The sequence below is a fragment of the Undibacterium sp. Di26W genome, assembly GCF_049340265.1.
Classification (GTDB): domain Bacteria; phylum Pseudomonadota; class Gammaproteobacteria; order Burkholderiales; family Burkholderiaceae_D; genus Undibacterium.
The window spans coordinates 195470-210686 of record NZ_JBMPOR010000009.1; the positions used below are offsets into that span (position 1 = coordinate 195470).

11 protein-coding genes are annotated in these 15217 nt (G+C 47.4%); 4 read left to right on the forward strand and 7 right to left on the reverse strand.

The genetic code is table 11. The features are described 5' to 3' along the window. Positions 1-9: 9 nt before the first annotated feature. The 7 genes from ACO0LM_RS13475 to dnaA form a co-directional block, all read right to left on the reverse strand. A complete protein-coding gene (locus ACO0LM_RS13475) occupies positions 10-882 on the reverse strand; it encodes a hypothetical protein (RefSeq protein WP_423037800.1) in 873 nt (290 codons plus the stop codon). Next, on the reverse strand, positions 879-2426 hold the full coding sequence (locus ACO0LM_RS13480; protein ID WP_423037801.1) for an AAA family ATPase: 1548 nt from the start codon (positions 2424-2426) through the stop codon (positions 879-881). The genes ACO0LM_RS13475 and ACO0LM_RS13480 overlap by 4 nt, the downstream gene beginning before the upstream one ends. Continuing rightward, entirely contained in the window at positions 2416-4326 is a 1911-nt protein-coding gene (locus tag ACO0LM_RS13485) for a restriction endonuclease subunit S (protein WP_423037802.1), read from the reverse strand. Before ACO0LM_RS13485 ends, ACO0LM_RS13480 begins: the two co-directional genes overlap by 11 nt. Further along, the gene (locus tag ACO0LM_RS13490; protein WP_423037803.1) at positions 4323-5780 is read right to left on the reverse strand and encodes an N-6 DNA methylase; all 1458 of its coding nucleotides are present in this window, start codon (positions 5778-5780) and stop codon (positions 4323-4325) included. The genes ACO0LM_RS13485 and ACO0LM_RS13490 overlap by 4 nt, the downstream gene beginning before the upstream one ends. 250 nt (positions 5781-6030) lie before the next feature. After that, positions 6031-8526, reverse strand: coding sequence for a DNA topoisomerase (ATP-hydrolyzing) subunit B (gyrB, locus tag ACO0LM_RS13495; protein WP_423037804.1), 2496 nt, complete (start codon positions 8524-8526; stop codon positions 6031-6033). A 242-nt stretch (positions 8527-8768) separates the two neighbouring features. Continuing rightward, positions 8769-9875 carry a DNA polymerase III subunit beta gene (gene dnaN, locus ACO0LM_RS13500; RefSeq protein ID WP_423037805.1) on the reverse strand — a complete coding sequence of 369 codons (1107 nt, stop codon included), beginning with the start codon at positions 9873-9875 and terminating at the stop codon, positions 8769-8771. Between the two features lie 526 nt (positions 9876-10401). After that, complete coding sequence (dnaA, locus tag ACO0LM_RS13505; RefSeq protein ID WP_422984411.1) at positions 10402-11790, reverse strand: chromosomal replication initiator protein DnaA; 1389 nt, start codon at positions 11788-11790, stop codon at positions 10402-10404. Positions 11791-12267: 477 nt separating this feature from the next. Here dnaA and rpmH point away from each other — a divergent pair, with 477 nt between their 5' ends. From rpmH to yidC, 4 genes are read left to right on the forward strand one after another with little or no spacing between them, the layout of a single operon-like run. Beyond that, a complete protein-coding gene (gene rpmH, locus ACO0LM_RS13510; RefSeq protein ID WP_061535510.1) occupies positions 12268-12402 on the forward strand; it encodes a 50S ribosomal protein L34 in 135 nt (44 codons plus the stop codon). Between the two features lie 40 nt (positions 12403-12442). Further along, complete coding sequence (gene rnpA, locus ACO0LM_RS13515) at positions 12443-12859, forward strand: ribonuclease P protein component (RefSeq protein ID WP_423037806.1); 417 nt, start codon at positions 12443-12445, stop codon at positions 12857-12859. A 1-nt stretch (position 12860) separates the two neighbouring features. Then, positions 12861-13157, forward strand: a complete 297-nt coding sequence (gene yidD / locus ACO0LM_RS13520) for a membrane protein insertion efficiency factor YidD (protein WP_423037807.1) — start codon at positions 12861-12863, stop codon at positions 13155-13157. Positions 13158-13166: 9 nt separating this feature from the next. Further along, entirely contained in the window at positions 13167-14840 is a 1674-nt protein-coding gene (gene yidC / locus ACO0LM_RS13525; protein ID WP_423037808.1) for a membrane protein insertase YidC, read from the forward strand. Positions 14841-15217 lie beyond the last annotated feature (377 nt).

Here is a 15217-nt window from a genome sequence, read left to right on the forward strand (position 1 = left end):
ACTTATAATTTATGCCAACAAACCAAATTCAAATATCCATTCAAAATTCGCAGAGGCGGCTCTTACCGCAACTCTTTTGGCACCTGAAAATGCACTGTCATCAGAAATTTTTTTCTTGATACTAGTTAATCTTGTCTCAAAAGATTTTTTTGATACAACATTTCCAGGGATAGTTTTCCATAACTCATAGTCAGTGTTTGCATTAAATAAATCGAGAGATATTTCATCCATATGATCTCGTCGGCGACTGACTAAATCTTGCTTATCTAAGTGATAAAGCCAGATTGAAACTTTCACCCTAAATTCATCTTCAACAGATTTCTTTCGTTTCCAATCTGAGCAAGACGGAGCACCATTCGAATCAAACCAAAGTAAAGCTACATCAGTTCTGTTACATGGGTCAAGAGGAATTACGTCTTCTATACATAAGTTATAGCTAGTCCCTTCATTTGCTCTTGGCCCTTTTACTGGAAAAAAATCAGCTTTCCCGCCATCTGTGTGCAAATCAACTCGTCTTTGATTGGAATGCATCGATGCTAAACGAAAATTTCGCCATTCAAAAGCCCACCACCAATATCCTGGCAAATAGTTATTTGTTGACTGAAGTTTGTCATCGACTTCTTTTACACGTCCCTTGGGGCGAAAATGATCAACATTTGGATCAGCCCCTTCAAGGGGAACTTCAGAATACCAACATTTGTTCCCGACTATTTTTCTAATTGCTACTAATAATTCAGGATGCGCCCATGTTTGAAGGCGGCATTTATCAATGAAATCTGATCTTTGATCTGCTGGCTTTGAGTTTAATTCTGCGAGAAGATTCTTTGCTTTCTCTTCCCATCCTTGAGGCGGGATTAGTTTTTCTAAATCTACGTAAATCATTGAGCATTATCCTTCGCTGATTCATAAAGCATTTTTGCTAATGTCTCGACCGCACGTACCCTCATCTCGATTGGTGACTCGTCTTTAACCAGTTCTCTCATTGCGATCTCATACGCATCTCGCGCAATGTTCTTATAAGGATCTGGAGAACCTTCTTTTGTTACTAGAGAGGGAACAAGTTTTCTAAGACGTTGCAAATGACGAGAGCGACTATTGCTGTTCTCGTTCATCGACACGTCATAAATTTTTTTTAATACACGTAAGCTGAAATTATCGAGCTGACTTTCCAATCCATAAAGTGGGCTTGTTAGCACGCCAGCAACTCCAGTTCCTCTTGGACTTTCATCGGGCATAACCGCACCAATCGTTCCATTCGCATTTCTAGTCATAACTCTGATTTCTTCTTTTCGAAGACTTGCTACAAGTAATGGCTGATGAGTTGCGAGTATGGTATGACTATTCCGTTGGATACCTCCAATTTTCCGCAAATGGCTTAAATATTCAACACCCCATTTAGGATTTAGATGTGTGTCCGGTTCATCTAGAACATATAGCGAACCTTCATTTTGTGTAAATCGCATCAGCCCCAAAACCGTCAATAATTGCTGTTCTCCCTCGCTTAATTGCCGAGTATGAATTGGCCCGGTCGCCCCTTTGACCCTGACACGAACACGAAAGTCTTCAATGAGACCGCTCAAGCGCATCGTATCTAGAGCCTGGAAAAGTGCTCTAGGGTCTGCACCGTACTCATCAGCGAGATCACGAAGTGCATTAATATCTGGGATAAACAGATGCGTGACTTCTCGATCTTCTGAGGTTCTGAAATCAGGCTTTACGGTAATTACACGAGATATTGGGGCAAGTGAGTGGCGGCGGAATTTCTCCAATAAATCCCTTACAGGGCCTTTTGCTCCCCAAAATTCTTGTGCAGTAGATTTCTTGGTGGCCCAAACCGGCTTCCGAACAGTTAGAAGTGCTGAATCAAAGTTTTCTATTCTTGGGTGGCTTTTTAAGAATTCAACGATCTGAGCATCATCTGAAAAATAGAATGCTAATAATGCAAAAAGTCCATGGACAGGACGTGCACAGATAAATCGACGAAATTCGAGCTTGCTAGCTTGATCATTATTTTTGCTTACTTTTAGTGTTGCATCCAAGGCTCTGCGGTCATGACGTCTGAAAAGTTCCTCGAAACGATCACTTACACCTGAGTAATATCCTACAACATATTTGGGTGTCCATTCATTTCGCAGTGAATCAAAAGAGATTTTTTTTCCATTAACAGTAGCTTTGGGTTGTTGACTAACTTCAGCCGAAATAAAAACCTTCGATCCAAACAGAAAATAAGTGACTTCGTAAGAAAAGGCAGCCTCGTCTTTTAGATCAATATTGCGGAAAATAGTGATAATAGCTTCAAGCAAATTACTTTTAGCTGAGCCATTCTGGCCGATAATCACCGCAACATCACAGCTCTCATCAAAAACTACTTCCAATCCGCCAAGATTCTTCCACGGGCTCTTGATTTTTAAACTGTTAATGCGCATCTACGTGTCTCCGAATTTTTTCGGTTGGACCCAATTTTACGAATAGCTTTCCTGCATCCCTAGCTAATCTTAGTAAATCATAAAAATTCTCAATATCTTCCCCTAACCCGCATTGTCTCAATAAGCGCTCTGGTGCGCACTCGCCCTCTAGGTCATCAATACATTCGATTAGTTGCGCAACGGTTTTTGCTGGATCTGAGATCATAAAGAGCGGAGCCTTTTCAATTGGAAGTTCATTTTCCAAAGCGAGTGAAGTTTTTTGTTTCTTGAATGCAGGTATCGAATTGAATTTTTGAATTCCAAGCAAACGGTCAATTGATGTCTCAAGCAATCGAAGACACTCAGAATGAACTGTGGAGATTTGTACCTTTAGTTGCACGCACAAGGTCACAATTTTATCGATTACTAGTACGATTTTTTTTTGCTCGTTTAATGACGGGATAGATACATATAGATCATATACTTCTGTACGATTTAATCCTGGCTTGATGCCTTTGCCAAGAGATTCTAGATCAAGTGTCTTGAATAGATTAAAAGCGAATTCCAAATCTATTCCGTCTGGAGGGATGCAATAATAGGCAACATCTGTAACCCAACACGACGATGTAAGGTTCAGATTCAATGCACCTGCTGATCCTTTTCGCCCAATTACAATGCAAGGGCTTTTGACCATTGACTCGTTATGAGAGCCTACAATTCCGTTTGATCCGTAAACTGAATACTCACCAGAATTCGAACGCATTCCGGCAGGCAAGCTTTGGCCATACTTGAGAGAAAAGACTTCGCCAAATCGTGATAAAACCCAATCCTTAAGAGGAATGTTTATAGCCATTCTTCCTTCAAATAGTTCGTTTTTACGTTTAGAGTGAAGTAAATTTCCTTTGACTTTGTCATCTTCAATATTTGTGTCTTGCATGTACAAACGGCCTCTAATCGCGAGTTTCAACAAAGTTCTTTGAAGCGAGGTTATATGTTCTTGGCGCGCTGTCATTCTAGACATATTATGTAAATAAATGGCAATTATTTCACGCTGCTTTACTGGATCGAAAACCTCGAGGGATTGATCTAAATGATTCTGAGATGTTTTAATTAATTCATCTTGAATTTTGTTGCGATCTTTTTGTGCAGCTTCAAGCTGATCGCAAAGAAACATCAATTGATCAATTTTGGTAACGATGCGATGCTGTTCGGCTAATGGTGCAATAGGGACTAAGATTTCATCCATTCGATTTTTAGGCAAACCTTGGCGTCCCGAGCCTGTCTGATGGATAAGTATTTGTTGTTGGAAGTAGTCAGAGCAAATAACAGCATGAACGAATCGTTTAGACTCTAAAAGAGCCAGCCGAATGATTGCAATATGTTGGTTTATGTTTCCTTCAATAAAATCATCTGGAACAATTGCACAACGCCCAATAGATCCCCCAGTAATGTTCAGTAGTAAATCACCTGCTTTAACCGCAGTAGAACTCATTCGCTCATGTGTAGATTGAGTTATGTAAACCAGGCCATCCAGCTCTAAACCGTGATTGTAAATATTCTGTGACCGTAAGAAAGGAATTCCTGTGTGGGGATATACGGATTTGCCACCTGCTGGTGTACTGCCTGATCCTGTTTTTGTACAAAGAGCGCCAAGCTTTACCCAAGACCATCCTGTTGGGAGAAGAATATTCGCATTATTATCTTTAGACTTTGAAGGTGCTTTCTTCTTAATCAATTTTGGATTTTTTTCCCTTAAGGAAGTTACCAGTTTCAGAAGCTCCTCAGAAGATTCATCTTGATTGTTTTGATCGGCAAGTTTGCCACGAATAGCTAAATCGAAAATAAAGCGACGAAGACGTGGTATCGCACCGGGAGTCTCAATGATTTGGTCGAAATGCTCCACTAGCTGCGATATACTCATTTTAATAACGCCTCTTTTAGAATGGCTTTAAGTTCATCACGTAGTGCAAATGCTCTTATCTCGGCATTCTTTAAATTTGTTAATAATTCTTCTGGATCAACATATTCGTTCTTTGTTGCATGGGGATTCTTAAAGTCGAGGTTGTAACCTCTATTCTTTACTTCGGTAGCGCTGATACGCCAAGCAACTTCATTTTCTTTTCTGTCTTTGCGATCTGCCCCACCCCACCATTGAATGCAGTCTTGAAAATATTCAAAGCGAATAGGCTTTGTCATTGAGTAGGCTTTTTGGCCAACAGGGATTTGATGTTCATAAAACCAAATTTCTTGAGTGGGAGAGCCTTTTTCAAAAAACAGTATATTTGTCCCAATGCTAGCATAGGGTCTGAAAACACTATTTGGCAGACGCACTATTGTGTGTAGATTGCATTCCTCTATCAAATGTTCTTTCAATCGTGTCTTAACTCCCTCACCAGATAGATTCCCGTCAGGAAGAACTACTGCGGCCCGTCCATTTTTTTTTAGTAACCTAACTATTAATGCTAAGAATAAGTCTGCTGTTTCCTTGGTGCGTAAATGCTGAGGGAAACTAGTCTCTATGCCATCTTGTATCGAAGCACCAAAAGGCGGATTAGTAACAATTACATCCACTTGGTCTTCATTTGCATAAGATTCATATGAACGACTTAACGTATTTTCATGTCTAACAAAGCTTGCATCTTCAATGCTATGAAGCAGCATATTTGTAACGCACAACATATGCGGTAATTGCTTTAATTCAACCGCACGAAGACATCGTTGCATTAATTTTTCATCATCTTCTGTATTTACATATTTCTCTCGCATGTGGCGAATACTACAGGTCAAAAATCCACCTGTCCCACAGCTTGGATCCAATATGATTTCGCCAGGAGTTGGGTCTATACGATCTACCATAAAAGCCGTTACTGCCCGAGGCGTATAAAACTCACCTGCATTTCCGGCAGCTTGTAAATCATTAAGCATTTGTTCGTAAATATCACCAAAATGTTTACGTTCAACCAAATCGTTAAAATTGACCTCGTTTATTTTGTTGATTACTTGACGTATTAGGTTTCCATCCTTCATATAATTGTAGGCGTCCTCAAAAACTCCTTTGATGACTGAGGCCCGATTTGATAAATTGTCGTTAGTTACAATTTTCTTTAGACTTGGAAAAAGAGTGTTATTGATGAAATTAAGAAGATTAACTCCTGTAATTCCCTTTGGGTCTGCTGCCCAAGCTTGCCATTGCAATTTTTCAGGGATGGGGGAGTAATATTCTTTTGTTTTTTTCGTTATCTGTTTGTCTTGATCGTCGATAATTTTTAAGAAAAACATCCAACACATTTGTGACAGACGTTGAGCGTCGCCGTCTACCCCCGCGTCCTTCCGCATGATGTCTTGAATTGATTTAACTATATTTCTTGCTGACATAATATGTTGGATTCGAGTTTTTAAAATAATTTCAAGTATAGTTTTACAATCAAAGAGATTAACTCTAGCAATTTGAAGAGGAAATCTAGATAGTAACTAGCTGCTCAGTTTGAGATTAAATCTACTGCCCCAAAAAAATAAAAGCGCTTGAAAAATTCAAGCGTTTTTATTTTTTGATTCGAAGAATTTTACAAAAAGAACATAATTTTGTCTTTCAACGAAGATTTTTATCTAATTGCATGAAAATAAATCAAACGTCAATATTCCCCGCCCGCAACGCATTCGATTCAATAAACGCCCGGCGTGGTTCTACGTCGTCGCCCATCAGTGTGGTGAAGATCTGGTCGGCGGCGATGGCGTCTTCGATCTGTACTTTGAGCAGGCGGCGGACTGTGGGGTCCATGGTGGTTTCCCAGAGCTGGCTTGGGTTCATTTCGCCCAGACCTTTATAGCGTTGTTTGCTGACGCCGCGTTCGGCTTCGTCGCGCAGCCACAGCATGGCCTGGTGGAAGTCTTGTACGGCGATTTCCTTGGCTTTTTCGCCTTCGCCACGGCGCATGAAGGCACCTTCGGTCAGCAGGCCTTTGAAGGTGCTGGCGGCGTTTTCCAGCACTTGGTAGTCGGCACCATCCACAAAGTCGGCGTCGATGCTGCTGACTTTGATGTTGCCGTGGTACAGGCGTTCTATGCGCAGGCTGAATGCGCCTGAGAGTTCGTCGCTGCGTACCACTGCTTTGACTGCAGTGTCGCCAATGGCGGCGGTCAGGGCGATGGCGGATGCTTCGGCATTTTCTGGGGTATCCAGTTTCAGGGTGACGCCGGTCATGATGGCGGTGAGGGCGGCGCGGTCGATGACGCGGGTCAGGCGCATCATGATGGCGTTGGCCAGGTTGTACTGGCGTACCAGTTCACCCAGGGCATCACCAATGATGGGGGTTGCACCTGTGCCTGGGGTGAGGGATGCACCGGTCAGGGCCACGGTCATCATGTAGGTGGCTTCTTCGGCATCATCTTTGAGGTAACGTTCATCGCGGCCGGCCTTGACCTTGTACAGTGGTGGCTGGGCGATGTAGATGTGGCCGCGTTCTACCAGTTGTGGCATCTGGCGATAGAACAGGGTCAGCAGCAGGGTGCGGATGTGGGCGCCGTCAACGTCGGCATCGGTCATGATGATGATGCGGTGATAGCGCAGTTTGTCGGCATTGAATTCGTCCGGGCCTATGCTGGTGCCCAGGGTGGCGATCAGGGTGGTGATCTGTTCGCTGGACAGCATTTTTTCAAAGCGGGCTTTTTCTACGTTCAAGACTTTACCGCGCAGTGGCAAAATCGCCTGGAACTTGCGGTCGCGGCCTTGCTTGGCTGATCCACCCGCAGAGTCACCTTCGACGATGTACAGTTCACACAGGGCCGGGTCTTTTTCCTGGCAGTCTGCCAGTTTGGACGACAGGCCCAGGCCATCCATGACGCCTTTGCGGCGTGTCAGTTCACGGGCTTTGCGGGCGGCTTCACGGGCGCGGGATGCCTCAACGATTTTGCCGCAAATGATTTTGGCGTCGTTTGGTCTTTCTTGCAGAAAATCAGAGAGCGTCTTGGCGACGATTTCTTCTACCGGGCCGCGCACTTCACTGGAGACGAGTTTGTCTTTGGTCTGCGAGCTGAACTTTGGTTCTGGCACTTTGACGGACAAGACGCATGTTAAACCTTCGCGCATGTCGTCGCCGGTGACTTCGACCTTGGCTTTCTTGGCGTATTCGTGTTCTTCAATATACTTGTTGATGACGCGTGTCATCGCGGCGCGCAGGCCGGTCAGGTGAGTGCCACCATCGCGCTGCGGGATGTTATTGGTGAAGCACAATACCTGTTCATTGTAGGCGTCGTTCCATTGCATGGAAACGTCAACGGTGATGGTGGTGTTCTGGTCAGACTGGCGTTCGCCAGTGGCCTGGAAAATCGTCGGGTTGAGTACACTTTTGTTTTTGTTGATGTATTCAACAAAGCCACGGGTGCCGCCTTCAAAGGCAAATAATTCTTCTTTGCCGGTGCGGTGGTCGTTGAGCTTGATGCGTACGCCATTATTCAAAAAGGACAATTCGCGTATGCGTTTGGCCAAAATTTCATAATGGAATTCAACATGGGTGAAGATTTCTTCATCAGCCCAGAAGTGCACTTCGGTACCGCGTTTGTCGGTGTCACCCAGGACTTTGATGGGTGAGGTAAGAATGCCGTCAACGGTTTCCAGCTCGCGGTTTTGTGGTACACCGCGGACAAATTCCATGGCGTACATTTTGCCGTCGCGGCGGATAGTCAGCTTCAGCAATTTGGACAGGCCATTCACGCAGGACACACCCACGCCATGCAGACCGCCGGATACTTTGTAGGAGTTTTGGTCAAACTTGCCGCCGGCATGCAGTTCAGTCATGACGATTTCTGCCGCGCTGCGTTTGGGGTCGTGCTTGTCATCCCATTTGATGCCGGTAGGAATACCACGGCCATTGTCGGTAATGGAGATGGAATTGTCGCTATGGATGGTGACGTTGATCTCGGTACAGTGGCCTGCCAGGGATTCATCAATCGAGTTATCCAGCACTTCAAATACCAGGTGATGCAGACCGGTGCCGTCCGAGGTGTCACCGATGTACATGCCAGGGCGTTTACGCACGGCTTCCAGGCCTTCCAGAATCTGGATCGAGGATGCGCCGTATTGATTTGGCTGTGCTGGAGTATTGTCTTGGGTGTTATCGGACATGGCTACCTTCTGAAATATTTACAACTGTTTCACTTCTGGATTACTGCTTGTTCAAAAACGAACTGCAAAAAATTACGTAAATTACAACTTTGAATACTGATTCAGATTGGAATTTATTTAGCTCCTTCCCCTTCAAGGGGAAGGCTGGGATGGGGATGGGGTTCTTACGCAATTTGCTTATGTTGTTGATCAACCGCACCCCATCCCCACCCTGCCTCCCCTTGAAGGGGAGGGGATTAGGACTATATCCGCATCGGCATCACGACATATTTAAAGTCGGTATTGTCGGGAATAGTGATCAGGGCGGATGAGTTGGAATCGCCCAACGATACGCAGATCTGGTCGCATTTCAGGTTATTCAATACATCCAGCAGATAGCTGACGTTGAAGCCGATATCCACGCTGTCGCCACCGTAGTCGATTTCAATTTCTTCTATCGCTTCTTCCTGGTCCGCATTGGTGGACAGGATCTGCATGCTGCCTGGGGTGATGACGCAACGCACGCCCTTGAACTTGTCGGATGTCATGATCGCGGCACGCTGCAACGACCGCAGCAATTGCTCGCGGCCCAAAGTGAAGCTGTTTTTATAGCCTTTGGGGATGACGCGGTTAAAGTCAGGGAACTTGCCTTCGACCAGTTTGGAAATCAGTTCGATATCGGCAAAAGTCAGTTTGACCTGGTTGTTGGCGATGTCGATCTGGACCGGGTCTTCTTTGTCTTCCAGCAGACGCTGCATCTCGATGATGGTTTTGCGCGGGATGATGACTTCATGGCGCGGGAATTCTTGTTCCACTTCGACCTGGCAAAACGCCAGACGGTGGCCATCGGTGGCCACGGCAATCACATTCTTGCCATCGACGACCAGCAGCAGGCCATTCAGGTAATAACGAATGTCTTGTTGCGCCATCGAGAAATGCACCATGTTGAACAAGTGCTTCAGGGTTTTTTGTGGCAGGTTGACGCTGGCATTGAAATGCTCGGCCTGGGCCACGGTAGGGAATTCTTCCGCTGCCAAAGTCTGTAAAGAGAAGCGCGATTTGCCTGACTGCACGCTCATCTTTTTGTTTTCAAGCTTCAAGACAACATCATTGTCATCGGGCAGGGCGCGCAAAATATCCAGCAATTTGCGGGCGGCCACGGTGGTGGCAATGACATCGCCGCCAGAACCAATGGCTGCCTTGGTTGTGATCTGCACTTCGATGTCGGTCGACAAGAACGACACCTGTTCGCCATCTTTGCGAATGAGGATATTGGCCAGAATCGGCAATGTGTGCCGACGCTCGACAATACCACTCACAATTTGCAAAGGCCGGAGCAGGGTGTCCCGGTGGGTTTTAACCAATTGCATTTGAATATCCTCACTATTTTGTTGATAAAGGACCGGTGCAAGCTAGCTTGCCCTATTGTCGGGCGCATACCTTTGTCACAAAGCCTCGCAATACCGACGTATTGCTGCGTTTTGTTTCGCGGTCTGCATCCCGAAAATAGGGCAATCTAGCTCGCCCCCCCTTGCTTCTTTTTTACTGCTGTCTTGCTTGCTCTTGCGTAGGGTGCGCCATGCGCACCGCACTTGTCTGGCTTTATAACCATGGTGCGCATGGCGCACCCTACAAATTTCATTCCCTCCCTTTCAAGGGGAGGGTTAGGGTGGGGATGGGTTTCGGTTGATTAACTTGCCATCATATTGCTTTGGAAACCCATCCCCATCCCTGCCTCCCTTTATGGGGGAAGACCTAAAATTATTGCCAACCCGTAGGGTGCGTCATGCGCACCGTTTGAACCGGCTTTACTGCCATGGTGCGCATGGCGCACCCTACAAATCTTGACCCTGCCAATTACAAACCACACTTGCACATCCTACAACATCCCTGCCATTAACCCTTGAGCGTTTGTTCTAACACATGCAATTCATGATTGCATTCGGGGTTTTTGGTGCGGTCTGCGGTGATCTTGCGTACGGCGTGCAAGACCGTGGTGTGGTCGCGGCCACCGAAGAGTTCGCCGATTTCTGGCAGGCTCTTTTGTGTCAATTCCTTGGCCAGGTACATGGCAATCTGGCGTGGTCTGGCGATATTCGCCGGACGTTTCTTCGAATACATGTCGGCGACTTTGATGTTGAAGAAGTCGGCCACGGTCTTTTGTATATTTTCTACCGATATCTGGCGGTTTTGTACCGACAGCAAATCTTTTAGTGCTTCTTTGACCACGTCGATGGTGATTTCTTTACCATGGAAGCGTGAATAAGCCAGAATCTTGCGCAGCGCGCCTTCCAGCTCACGCACGTTGGAACGCAAATGCTTGGCCACAAAGAAAGCCACGTCGTCAGAGATATGCACACCTTCTGAATGGGCTTTCTTGAGCAAGATCGCCACGCGCATTTCCAGTTCTGGCGGTTCAATCGCGACCGTCAAACCAGAATCAAAGCGTGAAATCAGGCGGTCATCCATGCCCGTGATTTCTTTGGGGTAAGTATCACTGGTGATGATGATCTGTTTCTTGGCGGCAATCAAGGCCTCAAAGGCATAAAAGAATTCTTCTTGTGTACGGCTCTTGCCGCCAAAGAATTGAATATCATCGATCAGCAACAAATCCAGCGAATGGTAATAGCGTTTGAATTCATCAAAACCCTTGCGCTGGTAAGCGGTCACTACGTCGCGCACATATTGCTCAGCGTGGATGTAGCGGATTTTGGCATGCGGATTATCCACCAGGATCTGGTTGCCGATGGCGTGGATCAAATGCGTTTTGCCTAGGCCAACGCCGCCATATAAGAACAGCGGGTTGTACGATACGCCAGGGTTATTTGCCACCTGGATGGCGGCGGCGCGTGCCAGCTGGTTGGCCTTACCGGTGACGAAGCTGTCAAAGGTCAGTTCGGAATTGATGCGGCTTTGTTCACGGCGTGGCGATATCACTTCTGGTGCAGCCGGTTCGGACATCATTTCCGGCATGTTGCCCTGGGCATCGAGGTCGGCGTTCAAACCTTGCGGGCGGGGGGCAGGTGCAGCAGGTTTTTTGCTGCCGCGCGGGTCCAGCACAAACTGCACTTCTACTTCATCATCCCAGAACTGATTCGCCAGTTCCGAGATACGATTAGCGAACTGGGCTTTGACCCAGTCCAGTTTGAAACGGTTAGGCGCAGCGATACGCAGCTTGCCGTCTTCAAAGTCGAGCGGAACCAGCGGTTTGATCCAGGCACTATATTGCTGTGGTGGAAGCTCTTGCTCAAGTTGGGACGAACAGGCCTGCCAGAAATTTTCCATGTATGACTTTAATTATTAAATGCAAATGCGCGGTGCCGAATTAACCTTCTACCCAGGTGAAGTAGGCTAAACTTGCGCCACTAATTCTGCCTGTATCGCTGGGTGAGTTGTCTGAAAGACATAAAACGGTGCCGCGCTAATCCGCTATTTTAACCCCGCTTGACTGAGTTATCCACAGGTTTGCTTTTAAATTTATTCTTTGCATTGCACCAATAGATGTGCCTGTGTTGATTAAAATTTGCGCTAAGTGATTGACAGCCAAGTCAAAAGTGGTGTCTAATTCAGGGTTCCCTACCCCTCTTTTATTGGTGCGGCGCTGATAAGCGGTTTATCCGGTTATCTTGCACACACCATGAGCAGCGGTTTTGGGGCAGTAAAGGCGAAAGGCCTGACGAACATGTGCAAGCCGAAGTCGCACCCGAGACAGCCTTTATCCGTAATTCCGATTTTTTTTATTGCTCAAATAGCGAGACCAACATGAAACGTACTTACCAACCTTCCGTCGTTCGCCGCAAGCGCACCCACGGTTTCCGCGCACGCATGGCAACCCGCGGTGGCCGCGCTGTTCTGAACGCACGTCGCGCCAAAGGCCGTAAACGCCTGGCAGCTTGATTTTCAGTTTGTTGGTCTGCGGCAGCTTTGCTGAATTCGCATGATCAATCATATAACTGAGTCAGTTCAGGCAGGTGCCGACGGTGCAGATTTTGCACGCGTCAGGCGCATCGTTAAAACGGATGAGTTTTCATCCGTTTTTCGTTTGCGCCCCGTACAAAAAACTGCACATTTTGTGCTGTATGCCAGAACCAATGATTTGCCGCATGCCCGCCTGGGCGTGGTGGCCGCCAAGCGTTTTGCGCCACGTGCTGTGACGCGCAATACGATCAAGCGTGTTACCCGCGAGATTTTCCGGCGGACAGCCTTATTGAATGTGGATTGCATCGTGCGTTTGTCCCGACCTGTTAACAGCAAGGATGGCCCTGCCACAACTGCCCAGCTCAAGCGTGAGCTCAGGGCGGAAATCCTGCGTCTGTTCGCCGCACCGGCCTGCCAGCCACATAAGGCAGCTTGAGATGAAAACCCTGCTGCTCCTGTTGCTGAAGTTCTATAAACTGGCAATCAGTCCTATGCTGGGGCCAAATTGCCGTTTTTATCCCAGCTGTTCTGAGTATGCGGCAGAGGCGATCAAGATTCACGGTGCCGCCAGGGGCAGCTTGCTGGCAGGCAAGCGCTTGTGCAAATGTCATCCCTGGCACCCTGGTGGTGTGGATCATGTGCCACCTGCTAGTGAAAAAACGCAAAACGTCCCCACATCCGCCAAGTGCTGCCATGAACCTGGCCACACTGGTCATTCTTCCCCCCTTTCCTGACATACACAAATGGATATCAAACGTACCGTCCTGTGGGTAATTTTCTCAATGTCGTTGTTTCTGATTTGGGATAACTGGATGCGCCATAACGGCAAACCATCCCTGTTTTTCCCGACACCGACAGCGCAGACCAAAAATGCCAGCGCTCCTGCATCCGCCAATGGGGCTGTCCCAAGTTCTGCTTCGGCAACTGTTGCCAGTGCCGCTACTGCTACCGGCACCCCGGCCACTGGTGAAGCTGCGCCCGTGATCAAGAGTGAGATCATCACCGTCACCACCGATGTGGTCCAGGCCGAGATCGATACCATTGGTGGTGAGCTGAAACATCTGGAATTGCTCAAGCATAAAGATGGTACTGATCACACCCGTAACATGGTCTTGTTTGATCGCTCGACTAAACGCACTTACCTGGCGCAGACAGGATTGCTGGGCGGTGCTTTCCCTAACCACAGGTCCGGCTTCGTCGCCAAACCTGGTGTCCGCACCCTGGGTGATGGCAACCAGGTGCAACTGGTGCTGGAATCTGAACAGTCTGGCATCAAGCTGACCAAGACTTATACCTTCAAAAAAGGCGATTACGCGATTGACGTGCGCCATGACGTGACCAATAACAGTGGCGCAGCCATTAGCCCTTCGCTGTATCTGCAACTGCTGCATGACGGCACCAAGCCTGAAAGCGGCGGCATGTTCTCTGGCAGTGGCGAGTTTTATGCGCCTGCCGTGTATACCGAAAGCGACAAGTTCCAGAAGCTGGATTTTGAAAAAATCGGTAAAGGTACGGACAGCCACGCCAAGCAATCTGACAATGGCTGGGTGGCGATGTTGCAGCATTTCTTTGTGTCTGCCTTTATCCCGCAAGAAAAAACCAAGCGTGAAATCTTCACCAAGCAGGTTGATACCAATCTGTATGCGGTTGGCAATGTCCTGCCTATGGGGTCGGTAGCGCCAGGTGCGACGGTGACCATGAATGCGCGCCTGTATTCTGGCCCGCAAGAATCGGCGAAACTGGAATCCATCGCGCCAGGTTTTGAGCTGGTTAAGGATTATGGCGTACTGACCATCATCGCCAAGCCTTTGTTCTGGGTCATGGAACAAATCCACAAGATGCTGGGTAACTGGGGCTGGACGATCGTGGTCTTCACCATCGCCATCAAACTGGCACTGTTCCCCTTGTCGGCTGCCGGTTATCGCAGCATGGCGAAGATGAAGGTTGTCACGCCGAAGATGCAGGCCGTGCGCGAGCGTTTCAAAAACGATCCGCAAAAAATGAATCAGGCCATGATGGAATTGTATAAAACTGAGAAGATCAATCCTCTCGGCGGCTGCTTCCCTATCCTGATCCAGATGCCGGTCTTTTTGGCACTGTACTGGGTCTTGCAGGCCAGCGTGGAAATGCGCGGCGCGCCATGGGTGGGCTGGATCACCGATCTGACTTCTCCTGACCCTTGGTACATCCTGCCTGTGGTGTATGCGATATCCATGTTCATCACCACCAAGCTGAACCCGGCCCCGGCTGACCCTATGCAGGCGAAGATGATGATGTTCATGCCCCTGGCATTCTCGGTCATGTTCTTCTTCTTCCCGTCTGGTCTGGTGCTGTACTGGGTAGTGAACAACATTCTGTCGATAGGACAGCAGTGGGTGATCAATAACAAGTTGATCCCACCTGAGCACAAGGCTTAAGCGTAAAAATTGAGCAAATGAGAAAGCCCGCAAGTTTGCTTGCGGGCTTTTTGTTTTTGGTGGTGGTTTTGTTTTAACTCCTTCCCCTTCAAGGGGAGATTTGTGGGAATTCGCAAAGCATGCTTTGCGCCACCAATCTCTAAGCCGCTTGCAAGCGGCGTGGTGGACAGGTTGGGACTGTTTTAACTCCTTCCCCTTCAAGGGGAAGGTTGGGATGGGGATGGGGTTCTTTCGAAAATTTCGTAACGGTTGTAGTGGTCAAGTATTTTCGGACACTGGGATAGGTTCTTTTTCTGCCATTTTTTGCTCATAGACACTGGGTGGCAGATTGCCCAGGGCAGAATGCAAGCGAACGTTGTTGTAAAAGCCCACAATAT

What these genes read in the sequence shown, in the direction of transcription:
- dnaA (WP_422984411.1), bottom strand. Translation starts at nt 11,790, where the DNA reads ATGGAAAATTTCTGGCAGGCCTGTTCGTCCCAACTTGAGCAAGAGCTT.
- rpmH (WP_061535510.1), top strand. Translation starts at nt 12,268, where the DNA reads ATGAAACGTACTTACCAACCTTCCGTCGTTCGCCGCAAGCGCACCCAC.
- ACO0LM_RS13485 (WP_423037802.1), bottom strand. Translation starts at nt 4,326, where the DNA reads ATGAGTATATCGCAGCTAGTGGAGCATTTCGACCAAATCATTGAGACT.
- dnaN (WP_423037805.1), bottom strand. Translation starts at nt 9,875, where the DNA reads ATGCAATTGGTTAAAACCCACCGGGACACCCTGCTCCGGCCTTTGCAA.
- yidD (WP_423037807.1), top strand. Translation starts at nt 12,861, where the DNA reads ATGAAAACCCTGCTGCTCCTGTTGCTGAAGTTCTATAAACTGGCAATC.
- ACO0LM_RS13490 (WP_423037803.1), bottom strand. Translation starts at nt 5,780, where the DNA reads ATGTCAGCAAGAAATATAGTTAAATCAATTCAAGACATCATGCGGAAG.
- ACO0LM_RS13475 (WP_423037800.1), bottom strand. Translation starts at nt 882, where the DNA reads ATGATTTACGTAGATTTAGAAAAACTAATCCCGCCTCAAGGATGGGAA.
- rnpA (WP_423037806.1), top strand. Translation starts at nt 12,443, where the DNA reads ATGATCAATCATATAACTGAGTCAGTTCAGGCAGGTGCCGACGGTGCA.
- yidC (WP_423037808.1), top strand. Translation starts at nt 13,167, where the DNA reads ATGGATATCAAACGTACCGTCCTGTGGGTAATTTTCTCAATGTCGTTG.
- gyrB (WP_423037804.1), bottom strand. Translation starts at nt 8,526, where the DNA reads ATGTCCGATAACACCCAAGACAATACTCCAGCACAGCCAAATCAATAC.
- ACO0LM_RS13480 (WP_423037801.1), bottom strand. Translation starts at nt 2,426, where the DNA reads ATGCGCATTAACAGTTTAAAAATCAAGAGCCCGTGGAAGAATCTTGGC.